The following is a 26,725-nucleotide window of genomic DNA, read 5'->3' as shown; positions in this document are numbered from 1 at the left end:
GAACGTATTGGAAGTAATGCAAAAATTTATATATTTGACCGGTACGGAAAGTTACTGAAACAATTAAGTCCTGATGGTAACGGGTGGGATGGAACCTTTAAAGGAGAAGCTATGCCAACGAGTGACTACTGGTTTACAGTAGAATACGACGAACCAAGTGACGGGGTACGTAAAGAATTTAAAGCCCATTTTACTTTAAAGAGGTAAATTGTAATTATGAAATATAAAAGGCCTGAACATTTAAGTATGTTCAGGCTTTTTTTTTTGCTTTATTGCGATATGAAGTTAAAACGGTATTTGTTTTTCTGATAGGCACTTTGGTAAGTTTAGCTTATTGTTAAACAGGTAATCAGAATTATTAAAGCTGTTTAAAGCGTATTAGATTAAGTTTATTTATAATAAAGGTCTATAGGGTATAGAATTCACATTGAGGTATAACCTGTTTCTTTTAAATAGGCTCGTATTCATTTAAAAGAGCTTTAAATGATCTAATTAAGGCAAATAAATTAGGTTTTTATCCGAATTTCTTATTACCAACAGCATTACGAAACAAAAAAAGACGTGAACATATTAAATATGTTCACGTCTTTTAATTCTTTTTAAATTTAATTTGTTTATAAATTAAAACCTAAGGTTAAAACAAAGTCTGTCAATTTTGATTGTATTTCTGCGGCATCAGTTAAGCCTGCTGTATATAATTGGTAATTATAATCGCGCTCGGATTGGCTGAAAGCAAAATCTATATTAAGATTACCAAAATTATATCCTAGACCTAGAGAGTATCCATTGAGGTCTCCATAAAAATTATCATCTTTATAAGGGCTCTCTTCAAAACGATAACCGCCTCTAAAACTTATTTGTTTAAATCGATATTCCCCACCCAATCTATAAGAAACAGCAGAATCTAAATCGTTACTTATACTGTTATTTAAGCTTGAATAAAGCGCTTCTGTAGTTGGTTTGAATTTTGCATTACTGTAATCCTTCACAGCATAGTCAAAACTTAATAAGCCAGATTTACCAAAAACATAAGCCAAACTTCCTGTAACCTTACCTGGGATTTGTAATTTATATTCTTCATATACGTTAATAACATTTGGGTTTACAACTTGAATAACGTTAGATCCTCCCTCTAAGCGCGACGTGGCTAAATATTGTGAGGTTTCATCAGAAATTCTATACCATGTAGGTGAATTGTAAGATAGTCCAACTCTTAACTCTTCAGTGATTTTTGCTATTCCACCTAATTGAAATGAAAAACCACTACCTGTAGTTAATAAATTATTTTCAAAATCCACACCATTGATTAGTGAGCTGGTATTTGAGTTAGACTCATTAAAAAGTGTTGTTCGTTCATAATTTATAAAGTGTGAATTTAAATTCAATCCAAAATAAAATTTATCCTTATAGCTTGTCGCAACATTAAAAGCCAATTTACCATTGTAGCCACGACTAGAGTAAGCATAACGTTGGTTGTAATTGCCACCTCTTATATTCGAGTTATAGGCTGTATTTTCATTTGTATTATCCGATGGATCAATAATAAATCCTTCATAGCCTAAAAATGCTTGCTGGTTTCTATAACCAAAGAATGATCCTATTTCTGAATAAGCTTCTGAAATTGATTCGCCTGGTAAAGCTGAAATTTCATCAAATTGCAGGCCTTGAGCATTAGATAAAAAATAATCACCTATTGAATTATTTTGGTTTACACCATTGGCAACCCATTCATTATCGAAATCAGCAGACCGGTCATAGGCAAAACTTAATGAGAATTTATTCCAACCCGAGTTTTCATTTGTATTTCTAAAAATAAAAGCAGCACCCAACTGATTTAAATCTACGTTTGAATTAGAAGAGGAATTAGCCCCATTAAAATAACTAACGTCATTATTCGTATTCAATAAACCTAACGATATTGAACCATGGCTACTATTAAATATAGCAGAACCAGCAGGATTAATATTAATACTAGACATGTCTCCACCTAAAGCACCAAATGCTCCGCCCATCGCTCTGTACCTAGCAGTTCCTTGAATCTCATCCATAGAATACCTAAGTGCATCTGTAATGTCTTGCGCTAAAATATAAGACGTGCTTATTAAGCCTATGCTTAACATAAGTAACTTTTTCATATATAATTTATTAAATTTTAGAAGTACTATAATTTTATCCCCTATCTACCTCCTCGTCTACTACTGCTAGATGAGCTACCACCGCTAGATGACCTAGAGCTACTTGAAGAAGATCTGACAGTCCCTGTTGATCTAGACGAACTACTAGATCCTGAACGCATTGTTCCTGAAGATCTTGTACTTCTTGTTGGAGTCGTTGATCTTGTGGTTGTGGTTCTCGTTGTGGTAGGTCTAGTCACTCTTCTTGTTGTGGTTGATCTTGTCGTTGTAGATGAGTTTCTAATAGTACTTGAAGGTCTTGATGTTGATGTATTTCTAATAGTTCTAGTATTAGAAGTATTTGATCGTAAATTACTATTAAGACTATTTCGGGATAGACTGGAAGGATTTGATATTCTCCTTGAAGAATAATTACTTCTCGACAATGCAGAATTGCTTCTACGATTTAAGCTATTATTGTATAATAAGGATCCTCTTCTAGAATTATTGTAAGCATATCGGTTATTTCTATAGTAACCATTATTCCAACCATAATTATTATAACCATAACCATATCCCCAAGGAGTATAATGGCCATAGCCATAGCCACCGTATCCATAGCCATAATAACCTCCATAAGACCAACGATTGTTCCATCCCCATGGACGTCCCCAATCGTAATAGCCGTAACCAAACCCGCCATTCATCATCCACGGATTATTATAGCCATACCAGCCATTATCTATGTAATTAATAGTAACAGAATTGCTGTTTTGTCCCCATCCCCCGTATGCAGGACGTTCTTCTTGGGTATCAATTATTTCTTCTGTATAATTTCCTTCATAAGAATCTACATCTGTGAAGACCTCTGATTCTTCTTGTATAGCATCAACTTCAGCCGAATTTTCGGCAAAATAGTTTTTATAATAATTGGAATTGTTTGTTGAAGTGGTAACTGCAGTTTCCTCTGTATCATTTTCGTACTCTTCAGTAGCATAAATGCCGTCATTATCATAACCTGCATACTGAAACGAACCACAAGAAGTTAACGCGGTTATTAAACCGAGTGCAACAAAAAATGGCAATTTTCGATTTATTATAGTTTTAAATTGCATATCTCTTTTATTTTATTGTTGAACATAGCAAAAATAGTTAGTTTTGCTGTATTATTTAATACATTTAACATAAGCACAATATTTGTGCCAAAACAAGGAAAATGAGCAAAAATCTTACAAGTAGAGCTGAGGATTATTCAAAATGGTACAATGAGTTAGTTGTAAAGGCTGATTTAGCAGAAAATTCAGCCGTTAGAGGCTGTATGGTTATTAAACCTTATGGCTATGCGATTTGGGAGAAAATGCAAGCAGAATTGGATAGAATGTTTAAAGAAACAGGACATCAAAATGCGTATTTTCCATTATTTGTTCCCAAGAGTTTATTTGAAGCGGAGGAGAAGAATGCAGAAGGTTTTGCTAAAGAATGTGCTGTAGTTACACATTATAGATTACAAAATGACCCTGACAACGAAGGAAAGCTAAGAGTAGATCCTGATGCTAAATTAGAAGAGGAGTTGGTTGTAAGGCCAACTAGCGAAGCTATTATATGGAATACTTATAAAGGGTGGATTCAAAGCTATAGAGATTTGCCGATTTTAATAAATCAATGGGCTAATGTCGTACGATGGGAAATGAGAACACGTTTGTTTTTACGAACAGCTGAATTTTTATGGCAAGAAGGCCATACCGCTCATGCTACAAAAGCAGAGGCATTAGTAGAAGCGGAACAGATGAATGACGTTTATGCTGAGTTTGCTCAAAATTTTATGGCAATACCTGTTATTAAAGGTGTGAAAACAGAAAGTGAGCGCTTTGCAGGTGCAGTTGAGACCTATTGTATAGAGGCTTTAATGCAAGATGGAAAAGCACTCCAAGCGGGTACATCTCATTTCTTAGGCCAAAATTTTGCAAAAGCTTTTGATGTTAAGTTTACTAATAATGAGGGCAAATTAGACCATGTTTGGGCAACGTCTTGGGGAGTCTCTACACGATTAGTAGGTGCTTTAATTATGACGCATAGTGACGATAAAGGTTTAGTGTTGCCTCCAAATTTAGCGCCATTCCAAGTGGTTATTGTACCTATATTTAAAACTGACGAACAGTTTGAAGCTATTTCAGATAAAGCTGAAAGTATTATTAAAGAGCTAAAAGCGTTTGGCGTTAGTTGTAAATATGATAAAAGAACAACGCACAGACCAGGAGCTAAATTTGCACAACACGAACTGCAGGGTGTACCATTACGAATCGCTATTGGTCCTAAAGATTTAGAAAACAATACTGTTGAGCTCGCTAGACGTGATACTTTAACTAAAGATAGTGTTCAGATCGATGATATAGCTTCAATTATAAAAGATCTTTTAGAAGTCATTCAGAACGAATTATTCTCCAAGGCCAAAAACTTTAGGGATGAACATACCACAGAAGTAGACGATTTTGAAACGTTTAAAAAAGTTTTAGAAACTAAAACCGGTTTTATCTCGGCTCATTGGGATGGAACTGCTGAAACAGAACAAAAAATTAAAGAGTTAACAAAAGCGACAATAAGATGTATTCCTATGGCAAATAGTAAGGAAGAAGGCACTTGTGTGTATAGCGGAAAGCCATCAATGCGGCGTGTGCTTTTTGCAAAAGCATATTAATTTTAAAAAAAAATTAAATTGGTGTTGCAAAAGTGAAATATAGTTGTATATTTGCACCCGCAATGGAAACATTGCAGGTTCATTTAAATATTTTAACAACCAAATGGCCCGTTCGTCTATCGGCTAGGACGCATGGTTTTCATCCATGTAAGAGGGGTTCGATTCCCCTACGGGCTACAATTTTTAATAAGAAAATAATATAATGGCAAATCATAAGTCAGCTTTAAAAAGAATAAGAAGTAACGAAAAGAGACGTGTACTTAATAAGTATCAGCATAAGACAACTCGTAATGCTATAAAAAAATTACGTGAGATTACTGATGCTAAAGAAGCGCAAACTATGTTACCTTCTGTTATCAGTATGTTAGATAAATTAGCAAAGAGAAATGTTATTCATGCTAATAAAGCTGGTAACTTAAAATCTCAGTTAACTAAACATGTTGCTGCAATCTAATTGTAGTTTCTACTAGAATAGTAAAAGTCTTTCCTTTTTGGAAAGACTTTTTTTGTTTCTTCTGTTTTTAATAGTATCCATATATAAACAAAGTTATAATTAATATAGGTAAGAATTTTTCGTTATATCAGAATAAGACATTTCTACTTGGCTAAAACGCTTGCAGTTTAGAAAAAAAGATTCTTATAGATACAATCATTATTAATCTTAACTTTGCATTAAAATAATTAATATGCATAAAGCTGGTTTTGTAAATATTATAGGTAATCCAAATGTTGGTAAATCGACTTTGATGAATGCATTTATTGGTGAAAAGTTATCAATAATTACATCGAAAGCACAAACAACGAGACATCGAATTTTAGGCATTGTAAATGGTGAAGATTTTCAGGTCATTCTTAGTGATACACCAGGTATCATAAAACCAGCTTACGAATTGCAAGAATCTATGATGGATTTTGTAAAGTCTGCTTTTGATGATGCTGATGTTTTAATCTATATGGTTGAAATTGGTGAGAAGGAACTAAAGGATGAAGCCTTCTTTAATAAAATTACCAATTCTAAAATTCCTGTTTTATTATTGTTAAATAAGATTGACACATCTAATCAAGAACAATTAGAGGAACAATCCGTATTGTGGCAAAGCAAAGTGCCTAATGCTGAATTTTTTCCTATATCTGCAACTGAAGGTTTTAACGTTCAAAATGTATTTGATAGAATCATTGAACTATTACCTGAGTCTCCTGCATTTTATCCAAAAGACCAATTAACAGATAAACCGGAACGATTTTTTGTAAACGAAGCTATTAGAGAAAAAATCTTAATTCATTATAAGAAAGAAATTCCGTATGCTGTTGAAGTAGACACAGAGGAGTTTTTTGAAGAAGCTGATATTATCAGAATGCGTTCTGTTATAATGGTTGAACGTGAAACCCAGAAAGGTATTATTATAGGACATAAAGGTTCTGCATTAAAACGTGTAGGAGTAGAAGCGCGTAAAGATTTAGAAAAATTCTTTGGAAAGCAAGTGCACTTAGAATTGTATGTTAAAGTAAATAAAAATTGGAGAAGTAATCAGAATCAGTTAAAACGTTTTGGTTATAATCAACGATAAGCACTGATAGTTTCTACCATAAAATTATGTAGTCGATGCATTTCTAGTTTTCCTTTTGTGCGTCCTAAGCGACCTGCAAAATAGAGGGCAAACCAAATAACGATCATAAATAGAGATGCAAATAATTGTATAGCATAAGAGTTTCCTAAGCTAGCATTTGTATATGCCCATACTCCAAAGCCTAGACATAAAGTTGCTACGATAAAATGAAAAAACATAAACATAGTCCAAACTGTTGGATTAGGTCCAAATAGGCCATGAATAATTGCTTTATGGCTTGTATCTGCGTTAATCTCTAAATGCAGCTGTGGGGACCAAAAGTGCTGATTTTTTTTGGGAAACCTTATAAATACGTGATCATCTACCCTAGAGACTATAAATTCATCTTGAGTCGTTTTCATAGCCTCAAAAATTTCTAATACAGTTTCGTTATTCGAATTAACTTCAAGCTTAAATCGAGGTCTTAAAACGATATCATTAGGCAGTCCCATAGTTTATCTTGTAAGCATTTTTATCGTAGAATAAGGAATTCGCAACGTCTATTAATTGAAAATTCAGTTTCCGTACAATTTGAACCGCAAGGAACTAATGGCTTCGTTTCGCCATACCCCTTTGAGGTTAGACGTGCTCTAGGTATGCCATTCTCTACAAGATATTCTAAAGTAGCACGTGCTCTTTTTTCAGAAAGGTCCATGTTAAAATCATAGCCTGCTCTAGAATCGGTATGTGCACCAAGTTGGATTTCCATCCTTGGATATTTAGTCAATAAAGCAACTAATACATCTAATGTTCGTGCTGCTTGAGGTTTAATATCCCATTTTGCAAAATCGAAATAAATATTCTCTAATTCGATATATGTATTGCCTTCATCGTCATCCGTAACAATTTCCTCGGCATCCTTATAAGATTCAATTTCTAACTCAATATTAAACTCAATATTACCCTTATCATTGGTGTCAAAAAATTCTAGTTGAGGAATGTATTTTGGCTTAAAGCCTTCTACCGAATATTTTTGACTTGGTTGCGTTGGAAGTTTATACCGTCCATCTTCACCTACTAATTGCTCTGCAATAACATTACCATTTTTATCAAATAATGTGACCGTTGTATTTGGTAGTATTTTACCTGTTACTTTATCTGTAACTAAACCCTCAATAAAATAAGTTCTGTTGTTGTCGATACGTTTAAATGTATATATATTATCTAAACCAGATCTGTTAGATGAGATATATCCTGTATTAATGGAATCCACAACTACAAAAGCAAAATCATCTTTTTCGCTATTTATAGTTTCGCCTAAATTGAGAGCCTCCAAAAATTCATAATTATTGACACGACTAGCAAAAAGATCTAAACCTCCAAATCCATGTTTACCATTTGAAGAAAAGTAAATTGTACTATCTTTAGATATAAAAGGAAATTGTTCTCTGCGAATGGTGTTAACATTTTCTCCTAGGTTAATCGGAGTTCCAAAAGAATTATCGGCATAAACATCTACATAGAAGATATCAAAAGAGCCTATAGTATTAGGCATATCACTAGAGAAGTATAATCGAGTTTCGTCACTATTTAATGATGGGTGCATTGTGGAATAGGTGTCGCTTGAAAAAGAAACAGGGGCTATGTTTGTCCACTCATCCTCAACTAGATCTGCTTTAAAAATACTAACAACTGCAATTTTTGTTGAATCTAAATCGATTCGTTTTTTTAGATTTCGAGAAAAATACATGGTTTTACCATCTTTAGTAAACACGGCATTGCTTTCATGCTGCTTAGACGTATTAATATTATCGCTAAGAGGCTGTATACTATCTAAAGCCATATCATCACCTTTAGTTACAACACCTTCGTATAAATCTAAATAGGGTTTACCATTCCAATTGTAATTTGGATTCTCTATATTTTTAGTAGATGCAAAAACAACTTTATCACCATGAAGTCCAATTCCGAAACTTGAACCTCCAACATCTTCTGTGAGATTTTTTAATTCATATTTATAAGGAACTATACGCTTTAGTAAGGCTTTTAATTTGGGTGTGTTTATAGTATCATTTAGATATAGTGTTGAAATTTCATCTGCTTTTTCGTAATTTTTAATGCCTTTTAAAACTTGAAAATATTTAAAATAGAAATCCTCGGTTAACTCAGTATTAATTTTAGCATCAAAAACCTGCTTATATGCTTTATACGCTTTTTCAAATTCAGAATTATAATAATAACAATCTCCTAATTTTGTTAAATTATGAACTGTTTTTGGAAGACTTGAAAAAATCTCTGCTGCCTCAACATACGCTTTGTTTTTATAAAGTGTATTTGCTTTTTTAGACGATTGTGAAAAGCACAGGGTTCCTGTTGTTAAGGCTGCTAATAATATATATAGTTTAAAGGTTTTCATGTGACTTCTATTAGAAAAATCTAGGGGATTTATCGTAGCCTTTTCCGAGATTACCGATGTTAAATAATAATAATAGTTCGTGCGAGCCAGAATTAAATCGTCCTAAATTAGAGATTGTATGGTCGTAAGCATAGCCAATACGAACCGCTGACGACATAGAAAAATTAAGCATACCTGTTACGGAGTCATCATACCGATAACCAACCCCAAACTCAACCTTATTATGGATTAACACATTGGCAGTTACATCTACAGACAATGGTGCATTATTAACATATTTAGTCATAAATGCTGGTTTAAATTTGAAATTATCTCCAAAATTTAAGACATACCCACCTGTTAGAAATACATGCATATTTTCAGAGGCTTCAGAAATAATTCCACTATCATCTTGAAGGTGTTTGGTTTGTAATAAATTAGGTACGGATAGTCCTAAATAATAATTTTCCGAAAAATAATATAAACCAGCTCCGACATTGGGAAGCGTTCTGTTTATATTTTCTGCAAATAAAGGGTCTGGTAATGGATCTGAATATACGAAACCATCAAAATTAGTACTGTAAAATGTTGCTCCTGCCTTTATTCCAAAAGATAAACTAGAATTATCTCCTGCAGGAATAACATACGCAATATCAGCATAAGCACTAGTTTGTTTTACAACATCACCGATTTCATCATGAACAAAAGAAAGCCCGCCTTCCAAGCGATCTGTAATTTTAGAATGCATAAATAGTGAGCCAGTTGTAGGACCGCCAACAGAGCTTGCCCATTGTGACCTGTAAATTAAACCAAAGTTCATAGAAGTATCATCATCAGTTGCGTAAGCAGGATTTATGACACTCATATTATACATATATTGGGTGAATTGAGGATCTTGTTGCGCATGTAATGAGAACCCTAAGAATAGAGTTATAATCGCAATACAATATGTTGTTAATTTACGTATCATTTTAATATGTCATAATTATCTATTCAGATAAACTCTCCCTTGTTGTGGTTGGCGTTGGCCATCATTAAATTCTATAATATAAAAATAGACACCAGCAGGAAGCACTGTATTACTGTTTTTTGATGTACCATCCCATTTAGGAGAATTAATATCTCCTTCATAAAGTATATTTCCATATCGGTTAAATATACTTAGCTTAAAGTTAGGGTACAATATATCTAAATTGATGATGTCAAAGACTGGGTTAATAGGATCTCCATTTGGAGAGAATCCATCAGGAATTAAAAGTTCGTCTACACAAGTAATAAAATCGATACTAACTTCTAATCTTGTTACGCTTTCACAACCATCTTCCGATGTTAAAACTCCGTAATATGTAACCCCTTCTTGCAATATTTCTGTATTATCATAAGGAGTACCTTCAGTTGGTTGATTATACCATATAACAATTTCTTCATTAATAATATTAGCTGATAGGTCTGCTATTGTTGGATTGTCTTCCGAGCAAAATTCATCACCACTACTAATAATTTGAGGTGTTGGTAAATTTTCTATTGATATAATTACAGGTTCTACAGCATCTGTAATAGCACTACAATTTTGGCCTAAAACGAATAATTGAGTAAGTGTAACGGATGTTAAACCTGAATTAGGTAATAAAGATTGTGGAATAGTAAACATAGCATTACCTCCGACGATAGTAATGGCTATTGTATTTACTGAATTATTAGCATTGGTAAGCTCATACACTATAGAATATTCTCCATCTGGCAATTGATTAGCACCTGTTATATCAATCGTAACTTCTTCTAAACCAACACAAACAATATCATTAATTATTGACATGGTGAAGCCTGAAATGTCTGGAATATCGATGATACTTACGGTTACATCTGCGGAGTCTGTTAATCCACATGTTTCAGAAGTAACGGTATAGGTGTAAACACCTACAGGGTCTATCATTGGATCGTAAACACCAGTTCCACTTGTTAGCGCAGGTGTCCAAACTCCTCCTATATCTGGTATACCTCCAAGACTGTCAAATAGGTCTACTGTTCCTGTTTCGTCGATACACAAATTGAGTGCCGTATCACTTCCTGCATTTGGGTCTGGTATAATTGATACAACAACTTTAGAGGTATCACTAGGACAGGCATTACCAGCACTAGAAATGGTATAGGTATACGTTCTAGGAATATCAATGCTTGGATCAAATATTCCGGTTCCACTTGTAAGTTGTGGAGACCATGTTCCTCCAACATCAGGATCACCTCCTAAAACATCAAATAAATCAATAATTGGAGAATTACTACATAATTCAATTATTCCATCTGTTCCTGCGTTATTATTACCTGAAAAAGATACCGCTACTGTTGCAGAATTTGTACCACAAGAGTTAGTAATGGTATAAGTGTAAGTACCTTCTAAATCTATATTAGGATCTAAAACTCCATTACCACTATTTAGCACAGGCGACCAAGTTCCACCAGTTTCAGGTGTACCAGAAAGACTATCAAATAAATCGACAGTATCTATTGAGTCACATAAATTTAATGTCCCATCATTTCCTGCATCAGGTTCTTGAGAAAGAGAGACGATGACTGTTGCTGTAGCATCAGGACAAGTAGGGCTAGAAATAGTATAGGTATAAGAACCAGCAGTATCAGTGCTAGGATTAAATATTCCAGTTCCACTTGTGAGCGTAGGTGACCACGTTCCTCCAATATCTGGAGTTCCGCCTAAACTATTAAATAAATCTACCGCTGTATCTGTACTACAAAAATTAATTGATCCATCTGTTCCTGCATCGTTAGTAGAAGATAAAGAAACGTCAACAGTGGCGGTACTAAAACCACAAGAATTAGTTACTATATAAGTATAATTGCCTTCTGGGTCTATAGCTGGGTCAAAAATTCCGGAACCACTATTTAGGGCTGGCGACCAAGTTCCTCCTGTTTCAGGTGTGCCTGCAAGACTATCAAATAAATCTACTGCATTAGTTGAATCACATAAGTTTAGGGTTCCATCACTTCCTGCATTTGGTCCTTGGGCAACTGAAACGATAACCGAAGCCATAGCATCAGGACAATTAGGGCTAGAAATTGTATAGGTATAAGAACCTGCAGCATCAATACTAGGATCAAAAATTCCTGTTCCACTATTTAAGGAAGGTGACCATGTCCCTCCAACATCAGGTGTGCCACCTAAACTATTAAATAAGTCTGATCCTGTGTCAATACTGCAGAAATCAATTGCCCCATCAGTACCAGCATCATTAGTGTCTGAAAAAGAAACGTCAACAGTTGCAGAACTCGTGCCACAAGAATTGTTTAATGTATAGGTATAAATACCTTCTGGATCAGTATTAGGGTCTAAAACTCCGGTGCCACTATTTAGAGCAGGAGACCAAGTTCCGCCAATTTCAGGAGTTCCAGAAAGACTATCAAATAAATCTACTGTATTTGTTGAATCACATAAATTTAGTGTTCCATCATTTCCTGCATTTGGACCTTGTGAAATAGAAACTTCAACTGTAGCCGTTGCATCAGGACAAGCAGGACTTACGCTTGAAATTGTATAAGTATACAAACCAGCAGCATCAATACTGGGATCAAAAATCCCTGTGCCACTAGCAAGTGTCGGAGACCACGTTCCACCAACATTTGGCGTGCCCCCTAAACTATTAAATAAATCGATAGAAGTATCCGTGCTACAAAGTGCAATTGAGCCATCGGTTCCTGCATCATTGGTATTTGAAAACGAAACGTCAACAGTTGCAGAACTTGTTCCACATGAATTATTTATTGCATAGGTGTAAATACCTTCTGAATCTATATTAGGATCTAAAACGCCAGTTCCACTATTTAGAGTAGGAGACCAGGTTCCACCAGCATCAGGACTTCCGGCAAGACTGTCAAATAAATTCACTGAATTTGTTGAATTACATAAGTTTAATGTACTGTCATTTCCAGCGTTTGGTCCTTGTAAAATTGAAATTAGAACAGTTGCCGAATCATCAGGGCAAAGTGTAGTACTATTTGAAACCGTATACGTGTAAGAATTTGCTGTATCTAGACTTGAATTAAACATTCCTGTGCCACTTGCAAGTGCAGGCGACCAAGTTCCACCAACATCAGGTGTTCCTCCTAAACGATCAAATAAGTCAACAGTTATCGTTTCTGTACTACAAAATTCAACACTTCCATTTGTGCCAGCATTATTAGCGTCAATTGTAGTTACTGATACATTTGCCGAAACATCACCACATATAGAGCTTATTGTGTAAGTATAAATTCCATCAGTATCACTATTAGGGTCAAAAACTCCAGTGCCACTGGCAAGGGCAGGTGACCATACTCCTCCAGTTTGAGGTGTACCGTTTAGACTGTCAAATAAATCTGCTGTATTTGATAGACTACATAAAAGTAAAGTGCCATTAGTCCCAGCGTTTGGAGACTGCTCTAAGGTGACTACGACAATGGCAGAATCGTCCGAACAGGGTTCTGTTCCCGCAGTTGTATAAGTGTAAGTGCCTTCAGTATCAATACTCGGATCAAAAAATCCTGTACCACTAATTAATGCAGGGGACCAAGTTCCTCCAACTTCAGGTGTGCCACCAAGACTATCAAAAAGGTCAATTGTACTATCATCGCTACAAACTGTGATAGCTGCGTCTATCCCTGCGTCTAGGAAGGGAGTTACAGTCAATGTAATTGTTGCTGTTGCATCGGCACATGGAGATGTTCCTAAGATTGTATATGTGTAAGTGTCGTTTGAGTCTATTAAAGGATCGTATATACTTGTTCCGCTTGAAAGTGCCGGCGACCATGTACCTCCAATTTCAGGAGTACCTCCGAGATAATCAAATAAATCAAATGTTCCAATGTTACTACAGATATCAATTGTGGCATCTAAACCAGCATTTGGTTCTGTTATAATGATAACATTAACGTTCGCTGATGCATCAGGGCAAGGAGAAATACCTGCTACTGTATAAGTATAAATACCAGCGGCATCTACCGAAGGATTAAAAAACCCCGTTCCGCTGTTAAGTGCAGGAAGCCATGTACCGCCAGTTTCAGGTGTACCTCCTAAACTATCAAATAAATCTACTGTTGCTAAATTACTACTACAAATTTCTAATATTACATTGGAACCCGCATTTGGTAATGGGTTTACAACAACGGTGACAGTTGCAGATTCATCAGGGCAAGGAGTGTTTCCCGCAAATTCATAAGTATAAGTACCAGGGCTATCGATCGAAGGATCATAAATTCCTGTTCCACTATTTAAGGCAGGAGACCAAATACCTCCAGAATCTGGTGTGCCACCTAAACTATTAAATAAATCTATCGTTCCTGTAGAATTGCAAATGTCTATACTTCCGTCTTCGCCCGGATCTTTAAAAGGAGTAACCGAAACAGTAACTGTTGCAGTAGTGTCCATACATGGTGGCGTACCACTAACTGTATATGTATAGATACCATCTGAATCTATGGCTGGGTTAAACTCAGCCGTGCCGCTTGCAAGCGTAGGTGACCATACACCACCAGTTTCAGGTGCACCCCCTAGGCTTAAAAACAAATCGACAACATCACTAGTGCTACATAATTCTAAAGTTCCATCTGTGCCAGCATTAGTTTCAGGTATTAAAGTGACCGTCACTGTTGCAGATTCATCAGGACAACTATTATTGGAACTGACGGTATAAGTATATGTGCCTTCAGCATCAATACTAGGGTCAAAAATACCTGTACCACTATTTAAAGCAGGTGTCCAAATACCACCTGAATCGGGTGTGCCTTGAAGTTCTGTAAATAAATTTACTGTAGCGTTAGTATTATTGCATATATCTAAAATATTATCTTCTCCAGCATTTGGTGCATTGTCTAAAATGGCTAAAACGGCTAAACGCCCCGTACTTTCACAAGGTGGATCTAAAGTTGTAGCATAATATGTTTGCCCATTTATTAAAGGTGTAGAGGGTGGCAACTCTAATGCCGAAAACAAGGAAATATACCAATTATTGTTACCGCTTGCTACTAAGTCACCAATTGTAGGAGTGAACTCTGTAGTTACACAAAAGTTTTGAACCATGTCCCCAGTAGGAACAGGCGTAGAGCCAACCAAAACCAAAACAGATAATCTTGATGTTCTACAGCTTCCATCTGGACTCGCTTGATCGGCGTAATATATGGTATTATCGCTTAAAATATCAGTTTCATTTAAAGGAGCACCTCCAGAAGATGATAAATACCATTGCACGTCATTTCCTATGGCTATTAAATTGCTTACTGTTGCTAATAGTGGGTCATCTAAACAAACTCCTTGGAAATTATCGCCAACAGGGGGGCCATAAACTGTAATATCTACTCGAGCTCTTGTGCCACAACTTCCTGAGTTGTCGTCAGCATAATAATCTTCTCCGTTAATAAGACTGTCCGAATCGAGTAAGGGAACAGTTGAAGTAGGGGAATCGTACCAAACAACACCACCGCCATTATCAATAGCTTGTAAATCGCCAACAAGTACAGATTGTACATCACAGAGCGATTGCGAGCTGTTTGTAACTGTAGGGCACTGTGCATTAACTGCTGTTAATCCACAGAAAATTGAAATAAGAAGAAACGCTAATTGTATAGGATATCTTTTAAAACTGTACTGTTTGGCTTTCATTAAAAAAATTTAAAATAATTACTTTTGTTGAAATCAACGCCATATATTTAAGAACAGCAAGTTCTCTTGTCTTGCTAAATTGAGAGATCGAGGGAAAACAAATATATGTAAATAGCCCTTACATAGCAAAATTAAAACCTACAGTTTTATAGTTTTTTTACCGGTCTCAAAAGTGAATTAAAACAAGGTGTTCGCGGAGGTTTTTATTTTTGCCTTCAATACCTCAGTGATATATTACATTATTTTGATTTAAACTATTTTATTTGTAAGTATGTAACTCTCAATTAATATACCCTTAAGTGCATTAGTGCATTTAGTTTTACTCGCCATTTATAAGTTCAATCATGCCTTCGTTAGAGTTGTATTGCATTAAATATATACCAGTGTTTGAATAGTTTCTGCCTGTTGTTTTTTGATAATCAAACTTTAAATGAGGTTGTTCTGATAGTGTCGTATTTATAATGTCTTCAAATGAAGAGGTTTGAGAAATTCTTAAGAGAATATCAAAAGTTACGTTAAATCCTAAAATAGCATTTTGAGTAGGTTTGGCACTAAATATACCTTCATATTTAATTTCAAAATCGCTAATATCTTTTTCGTTTTGTGGGTTTGTAATTGCCGGAAAAATAAGTTGTAAGATTCTAAATCTCATGTCAGAAACCTCACTCTGTTTTGGGAGTAATGAAGATTCGAGCATAACCAATTGAATATTGTGATCAGATAGTTTCCCCATTAACGCTGTTGTTGTGTTAAGTAAAACAATTGTTTTTTTACTATCAAAAACAATGTAATTGAGTTTGCTTTTACTTAATTCATTATCTAGGTCGTCAGATTTAAAAAAGCCTGCATTATCAACCCTTAGGAATTTAGCATCAGGAATAGTGCTTGTAATTAAATCTTTATTTCTAGCATTATCAAGATCACTAATTACAATAACATTTGCATTTTGTTGAGCTAAATAGTTTAATGTTTTTATTTTTTGAATGGTGTCTGAAGGAATTGATCTATAAACATTAATACTGTCTTTAGAAACTAAATTAGATTCAATATCAATTATAGCTATTGGTGTGTTGGATTCAACACTTGGAAAATTCGAACGATTATCTATAAATGGCACAAGAATAGCATTTTTATTATGCGGACTATCGATTGTGATTTTCGATTTTGCGATATTTTTCTTAATTAGTGTAACATCGAAATTGAGATTAAGTGCTTTAGCAGAATCAATAGCGACTTGAGCGCCTTGGAAAAAATCAATATACTTTTGGAAGTCTGCATTGATGCTAATCATCTTTTGTCGTTCCTCTGATGCACCGAGCTCTTCGCTAGAAAAGGGTGAGTAGAAGTATAGTCCGGTTGATGTTTTTGTAACTAGGTTAGCAAATAAAGTTTCATTTTTATTCGAATAAATTTTCGTCGTTTGATTTTTTGGGTTAGTATCAACAGTATCAACAGTATCAACAGTATCAACAGTATCAACAGTATCAACAGTATCAACAGTATCAACAGTATCAACAGTGTCAACATCTGTAATATCAGCAGTGGTTATGGTCTGTGACGGTTCAATTGGCATTTTAATAATGTCACCAACATTAACCGACGTAAGTAGTTTAGGGTTGAGGTTGGTAAAATCATCAATGGTCATACCTGCTTTTTTAGCCAATCCAAAAAGTGTTTCTTTGGGTTCGATCACATAATTCTTATAACTATTAGTAGAGTCTACTTTAGTAATTTTAATGTCATTTGTAGTCGGAGTTTCTTCAAAATCATGGATATCTAAATCGTCAATATTTAATCTGTGACCTGCCATTAACATTGGTACGGTGTGCGGGTTTTTTTGTTCAAGTTCAGCAATAGTCATGCTAAAACGTTTAGCTAATCCAAATTTTGTGTCACCACGTTGCACTAAGTAACCTTCTTCTGTAGAGCTAACTGAATTTTTATCAGGGATAATTAAAGTTTGTCCTATTTGTAAGAACTCAGACAAGCGACCAGAATTTGCAGCTTCCAATTGTGCAAGACTAATACCGTTGTTTTTAGCGATTCCCCAAAGCGTTTCTCCTTTTATTACATAATGTTCACCTTCTTTCGTTGCACGTGGAGCTTCTTTAATGGTCTTGTCAACGTTTAAAATATGACCTGCTTGAAGCATTGCTATAATGTGAGGGTTTTGTTGTTCTAATACGTTGATGCTGACTCCAAAACGACGAGAAAGACCCGATTTTGTTTCTCCTGATTTTACAACATAATTACTGATGTTGTCATCGTGGATTACGGTGGTGGTAGTTGAGGTGCTGGCACTGTTAGAGGTTGGAATACGTAAGGTGTTACCGGCATATATTACAACTTCAGAACCAGGGTTAAGTTTAAAGATAGCATTTACACTGACTCCATATTGTCTAGAGATCTTATAAACATTTTCGCCTTTTTGTATGATATGGTCTATATAATTTTCTTGAGCGAAACTAAGATTAGAGCCTAAAATCCAAAGTAATATAAGCGTAAAGAATCTCCCCATTATTTTTCGTAATTTAAATATAACACATTGTATTGTATGTGTTTGTGTGAAATGTGTTTTGCCTTTGTGAACATAAGTAAGTCTACAAGAAAGGAGCAGTTCTTGAAAAAAAATGACCTCTAAATCAGGCACAACAAATGTAAATAAAATCCTATTTAATACACGCATTAAAAATACTAAAAATTAACGCTACCTATCTTAAATCAATACTTGTTATCAACAGGATGTTAACATTATTGTGGGCTAATATTCATTGGGTTTTTTTAGGATTTGAGATATACAGCGAAAAGTCAATATTAGTTCTCTATAACACGTAAGTATATAGTATCTTTGTAGCCTTAAATAAAAATCAATGAGCAATATAGTAGCGGTCGTAGGTCGTCCTAATGTAGGGAAATCCACATTTTTTAATCGTCTAATAAAAAGGCGTGAAGCTATTGTTGATGCTGTTAGTGGTGTCACAAGAGATCGTCATTACGGCAAAACAGATTGGAACGGTAGAGAATTTTCTTTAATCGATACCGGTGGATACGTTGTAGGTAGTGATGATATTTTTGAAGCTGAAATAGATAAGCAAGTAGAATTAGCTATTGATGAAGCAGATGCTATAGTATTTATGGTAGATGTTGAGACTGGTGTTACAGGCATGGATGAAGACGTTGCTAAACTCTTGAGAAAAGTTAAAAAACCTGTATTCTTAGTCGTTAATAAGGTTGATAACAATAAACGTTTAGAGGATGCTGTTGAGTTTTATTCTCTTGGTTTAGGTGATTATTTTGCTATTGCAAGTATCAACGGAAGTGGAACAGGAGATTTATTAGATGCTATCGTAGAGGCGTTGCCAGAAAAGGAAGACGTTGAAGAGGATCAATTGCCGCGTTTTGCAGTCGTTGGAAGACCAAACGCCGGGAAATCTTCATTCATTAATGCATTGATTGGTGAGGATCGTTATATTGTTACAGATATTGCAGGTACAACTCGCGATTCTATTGATACAAAATACAATCGTTTTGGATTTGAATTTAATTTAGTAGATACGGCAGGTATACGTCGTAAAACTAAAGTTAAGGACGATTTAGAGTTTTATTCCGTGATGCGAAGTGTGAGAGCAATTGAACATTCTGATGTGTGTTTAGTAGTATTAGATGCAACTCGTGGATTTGACGGACAGGTGCAAAATATATTTTGGTTAGCCGAGCGCAACCGAAAAGGTATTGTGATTCTTGTTAATAAATGGGATTTAGTTGAAAAAGACACTAAAACAGCTAAAGAATTTGAGCAGCACATTAGACAAGAAATTGCACCTTTTACAGATGTGCCAATCGTTTTTATTTCAGTATTAAATAAGCAACGTATTTATAAAGCTATTGAAACAGCTGTAGAGGTTTATAAAAATAGAACTAAGCGAATTAAGACAAGTGTGCTTAACGAAGCTTTATTGCCTATTATAGAACATCAGCCACCACCAGCAAATAAAGGGAAGTTTGTTAAAATAAAATACATAATGCAATTGCCAACACCGCAACCACAGTTTGCGTTTTTCTGTAATTTACCGCAATATGTAAAAGAACCTTATAAACGTTTTTTAGAGAATAAATTAAGAGAACAGTTTGATTTTAACGGTGTTCCTATAAGTGTTTATATGAGAAAAAAGTAGTAGCTTTATTTTTCTTATGAAAAGAATAAAGTTATCTGTTTTTATTTTATGTTATTGCTTTTGTCAGTGCATTGGGTTTGCCCAAGATTTGCCGCCAGAAATAATCGTTACAGGTGAACAAGTTTATTGTCCAGGATCACAAACGGCAATAGTAACTTCTGTAGCGATTACCGATCCTGATCCGGAGGATACATCGCTATCCGAGATCTTTGTACAAATAGCTGAAGGTTATCAGAACGGACAAGATACTTTAGAATTAATAGGAGTCAATCCAAATATTGCATCTAGTTGGAATCCGGTAGAGGGGCTTTTAACTCTATCCGGGCCGGCCACATTTGCTGAGTTTGATAACGCTATTGGAAATGTAGTTTTTCGAACAACACAAACTGTATTTACTCAAGATAGGCAATTTTCAATAAATTTAGGAGACGCTAATTACCTACCAAGTACGGGACATTATTATTTCTATGTCCCAAGTCCTGGAATTACATGGACCGAAGCTAGAGATGCTGCTGCCCAACAAACTTATTTTGGTCTACAAGGTTATTTAGCCACATTAACATTGCAAGAAGAATCGCAATTGGCGGGTGAGCAAAGTGCAGGAACGGGATGGATTGGAGGGTCTGATGCAGAAATTGAAGGCACTTGGAAATGGGTTACGGGCCCAGAAGCAGGTACTGTATTTTGGCAAGGTAACGCAAATGGAAGTGCTCCCAATAATGAATTCTCATTTTGGAATTATAATGAACCTAATAATGTAGCAAATGAAGATTATGCACACATCACGGACCCGTCAATTGGTATTTTAGGAGCTTGGAATGATTTGTCTAATACAGGAGATACAAGCCTAAATAATCCTTATCATCCGCAAGGTTATATTGTTGAATATGGAGGTATGCCCAATGAGCCTGAGATTAGATTGTCTGCTAGTGCAGAGCTGATTATGCCAAGAGTTTTAGGTAATGACCTAGTGGTTTGTGGATCAGATAGGTATACTCTCACGGCTGAAGCTTCAACCTCAGAAATTTGGTGGTTCGAAACGTCAACGTCAATGACACCAATTCACACAGGTTTAACCTATAACGTAAATATTAGTGCAAGTACAACCTATTGGTTGTCACCAGTTGTACAGGGATGTGTAATTAATACTGAACGATACCCATTAGCGGTAACCATAAACACGATTCCAAGTATTAATAATATTAGTATTAGCCAATGTGAAGATGAGGTTATAGATGGTATTTCTAATTTCAACCTAAGTACTTATAATGATGTCATTGTTAACGGCAGTTTAAGCAATTTAGAAATTAATTTTTTTGAAATGGCAAACTTGTCTGTGCCGCTAGATGCTATTAATTATACCAATCGAACCAACAATCAGGTGGTTTATGCTCAGGTACTAAATACGGTTACAAGTTGTAGTGCAATAGCAGAAGTGTTATTGTCTGTAAATACTAACGCTTCGACTTATGGAACGCTCGTTGCGTGCGATAATTTAGATGAGACAGGTTTAGTTAGTTTTGATCTTACACTAGCCGAAAATCAAATTCTAAATGCTTTAGCATCAGATGTTATTGTTTTAGGTTATTATGAAACTTATGGAAATGCTCTGTTGCAAGAGAATCCACTGACTACTAATTTTACGAATACTGTAGCTTATGATCAAACCATTTTTGCAAGATTAGAACAAAATGGGAGTTGCTATAGTATTGCAGAGATAAATTTAAAGGTGAATACCTTACCAAACTTATTAGAAGACAATACTGTTTTTTATTGTACCAATACATTCCCTAATACCATATCGCTCAGTGGGGGAATCGTTGATGATGTTTCAAATAACTTTTATTATAATTGGTCTACAGGTGAAACGACAATGACTATTGAAATAAATGAGCCAGGCACTTATACAGTAGAAGTAACTAAACCTTTTGGTTGTTCTAATGTGAGAACGATAACAGTGTTGCCATCCGATACGGCAATGTTTGAAACGATTGAGGTTACTGATTTATCTGAAAATAATTCAATTTCAGTATTGGTTTCAGGAGATGGAACGTATGTTTATGCTTTAGATGAAGAAAACGGTATATATCAAACTTCAAACACTTTTGAAAACGTGCCAGCAGGACTTCATTCCGTGTATGTTAAAGATGTAAGAGCGAATTGCGGAATAGTCTCAAGTGATATTGTTGTTTTAGGATTTCCAAAATTCTTCACACCTAATGGGGATTCTATAAATGACACATGGCAAATTAAGGCATTCTCTTTAGAATTATCTAAAAACGTACGTATTCAAATATTCAATCGTTATGGGAGTCTAGTGGGGTTAATTAATGATTTAAACCCAAAATGGGACGGTTTTTTTAATGGAAAATTGTTACCAACAGATGACTATTGGTTTACTGCAGCCTTATCAGATGGTAGAACTTTTAAGGGACATTTTACACTGAAGCGGTAATTTTACAAAAATTTTAAGAAATTGCATACGATTTCTAATTCTCTTGCGTTTTTAAAATGCTATTCATCAATCAATCAACCGCTCAACATGAAAAAACTATCACTAGTTTTTGCAATCTTATTTGCATTACAATCATTTTCCCAAGAGAAATCATTCGAAATTACAGGAACACTTAAAGCTGAAGATACAGAGTTATCATTAGAGTCTGCAACCGTTTATTTAGAGCGTGTAAAGGATAGTTCGGTAGTAACTTATACAATTACAGATAAGGACGGGAAATTTAAAATTGAAAATTCAACCTATGATAAAGATCTAAATTTCTACGTGTCTTATGTGGGTTATAAAACATATTTTAAGAAAATAGCAATAGATAAAGAAAAAATAGATTTAGGTACAATAGTAATGCCTTTGGATAATCAATTAGGAGAAGTTTTAGTGAAATCTACAGCTCCGATTACGATTAAAAAAGACACTTTAGAGTTTAATGTAAAATCATTTAAAACGAAAAAAGATGCCAATGTTGAAGATTTATTAAAACAATTACCAGGTGTCGAAGTTGATGACGAAGGTAATATTACAGTCAATGGTAAAAGTGTCAATAAAATATTGGTGAATGGTAAGCCCTTTTTTGGTGATGATCCGACTATTACAACTAAGAATTTAACGAAGGATATTATTGAAAAAATTCAGGTTGTTGATACTAAAACTAAATCTGAAGCCTTTACAGGAGAGGAAGGTGATAAAGAAAATAAAACCATAAATCTTACCATCAAAGAAGAAAACAATAAAGGGGTTTTTGGGCGTGTTTCTGCAGGTGCCGGAACTGATGAACGTTACGAGCTTGCAGGTATGGTCAACTTGTTTGATAACGATAGACGCGTAAGTGTGCTTGCGGGTGGCAATAATACCAATACTCCAGGGTTTAGCTTTGGTGAGATTTCAAAAATGTTTGGACGTGGAGGCGGATCTTCTTTTAGTAGTAATGGCTCTTTTACTATAGGTGGTCGATCTTTTGGAGGAGGAGAAGGAATTACAACATCGCAAAATGCAGGTGTTAACTATGCTGATATTATAGGTGAAAAAACAGATGTATCCGCAGATTATTTTTTCTCATCGAGTAATTCAGAAAATGAATCGTCATCTGAACGCGAAACTATTTTATCGGATTCACGCTATTTTACCAATTCAGATTCGAGATCGGATAATGATACGGATAATCATTCCTTTAATGTAGAATTTGAAATTGAAACCGATTCTACCTTTCAAATTAATATTGAGCCATCATTTGGGTATTCAAAATCGAGAACTTTATATAATAATAATGAGGAAACCTTAGATGACGATTTAATTCTAACGAATCAATCTAACGTCGACTCCAATGTAGAGAGTTATGTGAAACGGTTTTCTAATGAAATCTCTATAACCAAGCGATTAGGAAAACGAGGTGCTTTTATTAAAACCGAATTAGAAACAAGTATCAATCAGCAAGAAAGTGATGATTTTTTAAATTCCCATACTGAAGTTTTTGGAACCAATCCAGAGATTATAGATCGAAATCAATTTACAGATAGCGAAAATAATAGTTATGGTGTTTCCGCAAAATTATCTTACAGATTACCAATAATAACTAAGAAATTCTTCTTGAATTTGGATTACGAATACGCCAGAGATAAAGATAATAACCGAGAGAGCACTTATGATTTTAGTAATGGTACACAAGATTTTACGGATTTTAATACGGATCTAAGTACTGATTTTCAATATACTGATTATAGAAGTATTCCGTCAGTGGGATTGTCGTATAGAGGTGAAAAATTGTCTACAAGTTTCGATTTAGGTTATAATATAAGAACTTTAAAAAATCAAGATTTATTAAGACCAGAATTTAATGTAGAGCGCAATTTTGAAAATATAGAAGCTAATTCTTATATCAGCTATACGTTTAGTCCCAAGTCGTCAATCTATGTAAATTATTGGTTAGAAAATCAGCCGCCAGGATTAAGACAGCTTCAAGCCTTTGAAGATGTATCAAACCCATTGCAAACTGTAATTGGTAATCCTAATTTAGAACCTTCAAATAATCATAGTTTATATCTTGGTTATAATGGGTTTGATTGGCAGAAGCGTACAGGTTTTTATGTAGGTGTTAATGCTAGTGTTTCAAATAATCAAGTAGTGGCAAAAACGACTATAGATGAAGAAACGTTGAAGCGAACGACGACTTATGTAAACGTTGATGGGAATTATAATATCGGTTCTTGGGTAAACTACAATAAAGACTTTAAAGTTGATACCTTAAGAACTATTAAATTAAAGCTTAGGGCTAGTTATAATACGTCAGAACGAATTAATTTTAATAATGATGTAAAATATGCTAGTAAGTCCGATAGAATCTCACCAAGACTAGGTATAGATTTTATCTGGGATAACGTATTAGAGTTTAAACCTTATTACCAAATTAGTTTTACTAATACGGCTTATGATATTGAGGCTTTTGATGATCGTCAATTTACAAGTCATAATGCAGGTGTAAGAACAGCTACTTTTTTGCCTAAAAACTTTGAGTGGAGAAATGACGTTAGTTTTAACTACAATCCAAATGTCGCAGATGGTTTTCAGAAAAGTGCTTGGTTTTGGAATTCGACACTAGCTTATAGTATGTTTAAGGATAAAGCTATTATAACATTAAAGGTTTATGATTTATTAAATCAAAACACTAATGCGATGCGTATAGCAACTCAAGATTATATTGAAGACAAACAGAGTACTGTTTTAAGACAATACTTTATGCTAAGTCTAAGTTATAAGTTTAATAGCTTGGGAAGTAAAGGAGAAACTAATGATGGTGGTGTTATTTTCTTTGATTAATCCCAGAGTAAAATTAAAGAATCTATAGCTTTATCAACACCTTTGTAGTAATTGCTAGTTTTGAATTGAGGAATTATGATACGATCAATGATGACTTCACAATCATATTCAGAAATAGTTTGTTCTGTTCCAATTCCTGTTGAAATAGCAACCGCTTTATCAAATTTTGAAATAGTTATAATAAGGCCGTTATCCTTTTCTTTAGTACCAATTCCCCAAGAATTTCCAACTTCAGTTCCAAATTTTTGAATGTTTGTGTTTTTAGGTAATGAATCTATGGTTAGAATCGCAATTTGGTTGGTCGTTTGTGTTTCGTATTGAATGATTTTGTAAGCTAAAGAATTGCTTTCAGCGTTTGAAAATAAGTGAGCTAAATCTACAACTCGTTTTTGAGATTTGTTTTCTGGAATATACGATGGTATTGTTTCAGCATCAGTTTTTGTTTCTTTACAATTCAAAAACAAAATGCAGACCATTGTAAGTTGAAAGACAAATTTTAATCGCATGTATAAATTTTTAAATTGAAACAAAATATACTGAATACTGCAACTGAAAACTGTCCCTAAATTTACCAGCCACCAGAAGCTCCTCCGCCACCAAAGCTTCCGCCGCCAAAGCCTCCGCCAAAACCACCTCCGCCTCCGAAGCCTCCTCCTGAGCTACCACCAAAGCCACCTGAAGATGACCCTCTAGAATAACTTCCCCGTCCCATATTACTTAAAATAATGGCCTCGAGAAGTCCTCCGGCTCCAGAGCGGTTTCCTCTATTGCCACCATTGCCTCCTCCACGAGTTTTAGAAATAGCTATAATAAAAATGATGAAAATGATAAACAAGAAAAAGATAACTTCAGCAGGGAACCCGCTTTCTGTTTGGCGTGTACCTTGATATTCGCCAGTCATAACTTCAAAAATAACATCTGTAGCACGGTTTAATCCTCCGTAATAATCATTGCGTTTAAAGTAGGGTATAATATCATTGTTAATAATACGCTTACTTAAGGCATCAGTTAATAAGTGTTCAACACCTTTACCAGTGCTAATATTTATTTTACGATCGTTTCTGGCTAGAAGAATAAAAATACCGTTGTCCTTATCCGCTTGACCAATTCCCCATTTTTCGCCCCATTGTGCGCCTAAGTAATTTATGTATTCCCCGTTAGTAGAACCAATAATGGCAATAACAATTTGGGTTGAGGTAGAGTCAGAATAGCGTATTAGTTTTTGCTCTAGATTACTTTTTTCTGACGCTGACAACAAATTAATGTCCTCATCGTAAACACTAGTTTGAAATTTTGGCTTTTCAGGAATATTATATTGTGCTAATCCTATAAATGGACTCGCCAAAAGTAATAGAACTAAAACTTTAAATACGATATGTTTTGATTGTTGCATTACCCTTTTGAGATTGTATTATCTAACTCGTTTTTATCATTATGATCCCAAGGGAAATGTTGCGCTAATGCTTTACCTGCTTCGTGAATGCCATCTATTAAGCCTTTTTTAAAATTAGCTGACTGAAATTGAGTTGCTATTTTATCGCGTGTAGAATTCCAAAAGTCAGCACCAACAATATTGTTGATACCTTGGTCTCCAAAAATTACAAACGATTTGTTGTCTACCGCAACATAGATGAGCACACCATTACGCTGAATGGTATTATCCATCTTCAAATAATGAAACACTTCTAAGGCATGTTCGTAGACATCAATATCACATTTTTGTTCTATATGTACGCGAATTTCACCTGAAGTATTGCCTTCAGCAATTCTAATTGCTTCAACAATTTCTGCTTCTTCTTTGGATGTTAGGAATTGCTCAATATTTGGCAT

17 protein-coding genes and 1 tRNA gene are annotated in these 26,725 nt (G+C 34.8%); 8 read left to right on the top strand and 10 right to left on the bottom strand.

The features are described from left to right. Window positions 1-207, top strand: a 207-nt coding sequence (locus HM986_RS16165; protein WP_179335924.1) for a T9SS type B sorting domain-containing protein, incomplete at its 5' end; no start/stop codon positions are given. A 407-nt stretch (window positions 208-614) separates the two neighbouring features. Here the strand turns inward: HM986_RS16165 and HM986_RS16160 are convergent. Then, window positions 615-2,135, bottom strand: a complete 1,521-nt coding sequence (locus HM986_RS16160; protein WP_179336097.1) for an OmpP1/FadL family transporter — start codon at window positions 2,133-2,135, stop codon at window positions 615-617. A 41-nt stretch (window positions 2,136-2,176) separates the two neighbouring features. After that, complete coding sequence (locus HM986_RS16155; protein WP_179336096.1) at window positions 2,177-3,229, bottom strand: hypothetical protein; 1,053 nt, start codon at window positions 3,227-3,229, stop codon at window positions 2,177-2,179. Window positions 3,230-3,330: 101 nt separating this feature from the next. Between HM986_RS16155 and proS the strand changes: the two genes are divergently transcribed. From proS to era, 4 genes are all read left to right on the top strand, one after another. Then, entirely contained in the window at window positions 3,331-4,809 is a 1,479-nt protein-coding gene (proS, locus tag HM986_RS16150; RefSeq protein ID WP_179336095.1) for a proline--tRNA ligase, read from the top strand. A 105-nt stretch (window positions 4,810-4,914) separates the two neighbouring features. Then, window positions 4,915-4,986, top strand: a tRNA-Glu gene (locus tag HM986_RS16145). Window positions 4,987-5,011: 25 nt separating this feature from the next. Beyond that, window positions 5,012-5,263: a 30S ribosomal protein S20 gene (gene rpsT, locus HM986_RS16140; RefSeq protein ID WP_092468925.1), complete on the top strand. Its 252-nt coding sequence runs from the start codon at window positions 5,012-5,014 to the stop codon at window positions 5,261-5,263. A gap of 232 nt (window positions 5,264-5,495) precedes the next feature. Further along, a complete protein-coding gene (era, locus tag HM986_RS16135) occupies window positions 5,496-6,377 on the top strand; it encodes a GTPase Era (RefSeq protein ID WP_179336094.1) in 882 nt (293 codons plus the stop codon). Here era and HM986_RS16130 read toward each other — a convergent pair. The 5 genes from HM986_RS16130 to HM986_RS16110 all read right to left on the bottom strand — a co-directional run bounded on the left by HM986_RS16130 (window position 6,368) and on the right by HM986_RS16110 (window position 17,915). Next, complete coding sequence (locus HM986_RS16130; RefSeq protein ID WP_179336093.1) at window positions 6,368-6,868, bottom strand: GTP-binding protein; 501 nt, start codon at window positions 6,866-6,868, stop codon at window positions 6,368-6,370. The two genes, era and HM986_RS16130, sit on opposite strands and share 10 nt — an antisense overlap. A gap of 20 nt (window positions 6,869-6,888) precedes the next feature. Next, window positions 6,889-8,772, bottom strand: coding sequence for an OmpA family protein (locus tag HM986_RS16125; protein ID WP_179336092.1), 1,884 nt, complete (start codon window positions 8,770-8,772; stop codon window positions 6,889-6,891). 10 nt (window positions 8,773-8,782) lie between these two features. Further along, window positions 8,783-9,721: a PorP/SprF family type IX secretion system membrane protein gene (locus HM986_RS16120; RefSeq protein WP_179336091.1), complete on the bottom strand. Its 939-nt coding sequence runs from the start codon at window positions 9,719-9,721 to the stop codon at window positions 8,783-8,785. A gap of 15 nt (window positions 9,722-9,736) precedes the next feature. Then, on the bottom strand, window positions 9,737-15,397 hold the full coding sequence (locus tag HM986_RS16115; protein WP_179336090.1) for a gliding motility-associated C-terminal domain-containing protein: 5,661 nt from the start codon (window positions 15,395-15,397) through the stop codon (window positions 9,737-9,739). A 319-nt stretch (window positions 15,398-15,716) separates the two neighbouring features. Further along, window positions 15,717-17,915 (bottom strand): LysM peptidoglycan-binding domain-containing protein, encoded by a 2,199-nt coding sequence (locus HM986_RS16110; protein ID WP_179336089.1) that lies wholly within the window; start codon window positions 17,913-17,915, stop codon window positions 15,717-15,719. A 352-nt stretch (window positions 17,916-18,267) separates the two neighbouring features. Here HM986_RS16110 and der point away from each other — a divergent pair, with 352 nt between their 5' ends. The 3 genes from der (at window position 18,268) to HM986_RS16095 (ending at window position 24,895) form a co-directional block, all read left to right on the top strand. Beyond that, complete coding sequence (der, locus tag HM986_RS16105) at window positions 18,268-19,572, top strand: ribosome biogenesis GTPase Der (protein ID WP_179336088.1); 1,305 nt, start codon at window positions 18,268-18,270, stop codon at window positions 19,570-19,572. Between the two features lie 16 nt (window positions 19,573-19,588). After that, window positions 19,589-22,027, top strand: a complete 2,439-nt coding sequence (locus HM986_RS16100) for a T9SS type B sorting domain-containing protein (protein WP_179336087.1) — start codon at window positions 19,589-19,591, stop codon at window positions 22,025-22,027. Window positions 22,028-22,114: 87 nt separating this feature from the next. Further along, window positions 22,115-24,895, top strand: coding sequence for an outer membrane beta-barrel protein (locus HM986_RS16095; RefSeq protein ID WP_179336086.1), 2,781 nt, complete (start codon window positions 22,115-22,117; stop codon window positions 24,893-24,895). Here the strand turns inward: HM986_RS16095 and HM986_RS16090 are convergent. The 3 genes from HM986_RS16090 to HM986_RS16080 all read right to left on the bottom strand — a co-directional run bounded on the left by HM986_RS16090 (window position 24,892) and on the right by HM986_RS16080 (window position 26,725). Then, window positions 24,892-25,401 (bottom strand): TPM domain-containing protein, encoded by a 510-nt coding sequence (locus tag HM986_RS16090; protein ID WP_179336085.1) that lies wholly within the window; start codon window positions 25,399-25,401, stop codon window positions 24,892-24,894. The genes HM986_RS16095 and HM986_RS16090 overlap by 4 nt on opposite strands. A gap of 62 nt (window positions 25,402-25,463) precedes the next feature. After that, on the bottom strand, window positions 25,464-26,288 hold the full coding sequence (locus HM986_RS16085) for a TPM domain-containing protein (RefSeq protein ID WP_179336084.1): 825 nt from the start codon (window positions 26,286-26,288) through the stop codon (window positions 25,464-25,466). After that, window positions 26,288-26,725 carry a TPM domain-containing protein gene (locus tag HM986_RS16080; protein ID WP_179336083.1) on the bottom strand — a complete coding sequence of 146 codons (438 nt, stop codon included), beginning with the start codon at window positions 26,723-26,725 and terminating at the stop codon, window positions 26,288-26,290. Before HM986_RS16080 ends, HM986_RS16085 begins: the two co-directional genes overlap by 1 nt.

It is taken from the genome of Winogradskyella costae (assembly GCF_013403865.1).
GTDB classification, from domain to species: domain Bacteria; phylum Bacteroidota; class Bacteroidia; order Flavobacteriales; family Flavobacteriaceae; genus Winogradskyella; species Winogradskyella costae.
This window is presented reverse-complemented; position numbering and strand designations above follow the sequence as displayed.

What these genes read in the sequence shown, in the direction of transcription:
- HM986_RS16160 (WP_179336097.1), bottom strand. Translation starts at nt 2,135, where the DNA reads ATGAAAAAGTTACTTATGTTAAGCATAGGCTTAATAAGCACGTCTTAT.
- rpsT (WP_092468925.1), top strand. Translation starts at nt 5,012, where the DNA reads ATGGCAAATCATAAGTCAGCTTTAAAAAGAATAAGAAGTAACGAAAAG.
- proS (WP_179336095.1), top strand. Translation starts at nt 3,331, where the DNA reads ATGAGCAAAAATCTTACAAGTAGAGCTGAGGATTATTCAAAATGGTAC.
- HM986_RS16130 (WP_179336093.1), bottom strand. Translation starts at nt 6,868, where the DNA reads ATGGGACTGCCTAATGATATCGTTTTAAGACCTCGATTTAAGCTTGAA.
- HM986_RS16115 (WP_179336090.1), bottom strand. Translation starts at nt 15,397, where the DNA reads ATGAAAGCCAAACAGTACAGTTTTAAAAGATATCCTATACAATTAGCG.
- HM986_RS16120 (WP_179336091.1), bottom strand. Translation starts at nt 9,721, where the DNA reads ATGATACGTAAATTAACAACATATTGTATTGCGATTATAACTCTATTC.
- HM986_RS16080 (WP_179336083.1), bottom strand. Translation starts at nt 26,725, where the DNA reads ATGCCAAATATTGAGCAATTCCTAACATCCAAAGAAGAAGCAGAAATT.
- HM986_RS16125 (WP_179336092.1), bottom strand. Translation starts at nt 8,772, where the DNA reads ATGAAAACCTTTAAACTATATATATTATTAGCAGCCTTAACAACAGGA.
- HM986_RS16095 (WP_179336086.1), top strand. Translation starts at nt 22,115, where the DNA reads ATGAAAAAACTATCACTAGTTTTTGCAATCTTATTTGCATTACAATCA.
- HM986_RS16085 (WP_179336084.1), bottom strand. Translation starts at nt 26,288, where the DNA reads ATGCAACAATCAAAACATATCGTATTTAAAGTTTTAGTTCTATTACTT.
- HM986_RS16090 (WP_179336085.1), bottom strand. Translation starts at nt 25,401, where the DNA reads ATGCGATTAAAATTTGTCTTTCAACTTACAATGGTCTGCATTTTGTTT.
- HM986_RS16155 (WP_179336096.1), bottom strand. Translation starts at nt 3,229, where the DNA reads ATGCAATTTAAAACTATAATAAATCGAAAATTGCCATTTTTTGTTGCA.
- era (WP_179336094.1), top strand. Translation starts at nt 5,496, where the DNA reads ATGCATAAAGCTGGTTTTGTAAATATTATAGGTAATCCAAATGTTGGT.
- der (WP_179336088.1), top strand. Translation starts at nt 18,268, where the DNA reads ATGAGCAATATAGTAGCGGTCGTAGGTCGTCCTAATGTAGGGAAATCC.
- HM986_RS16100 (WP_179336087.1), top strand. Translation starts at nt 19,589, where the DNA reads ATGAAAAGAATAAAGTTATCTGTTTTTATTTTATGTTATTGCTTTTGT.
- HM986_RS16110 (WP_179336089.1), bottom strand. Translation starts at nt 17,915, where the DNA reads ATGGGGAGATTCTTTACGCTTATATTACTTTGGATTTTAGGCTCTAAT.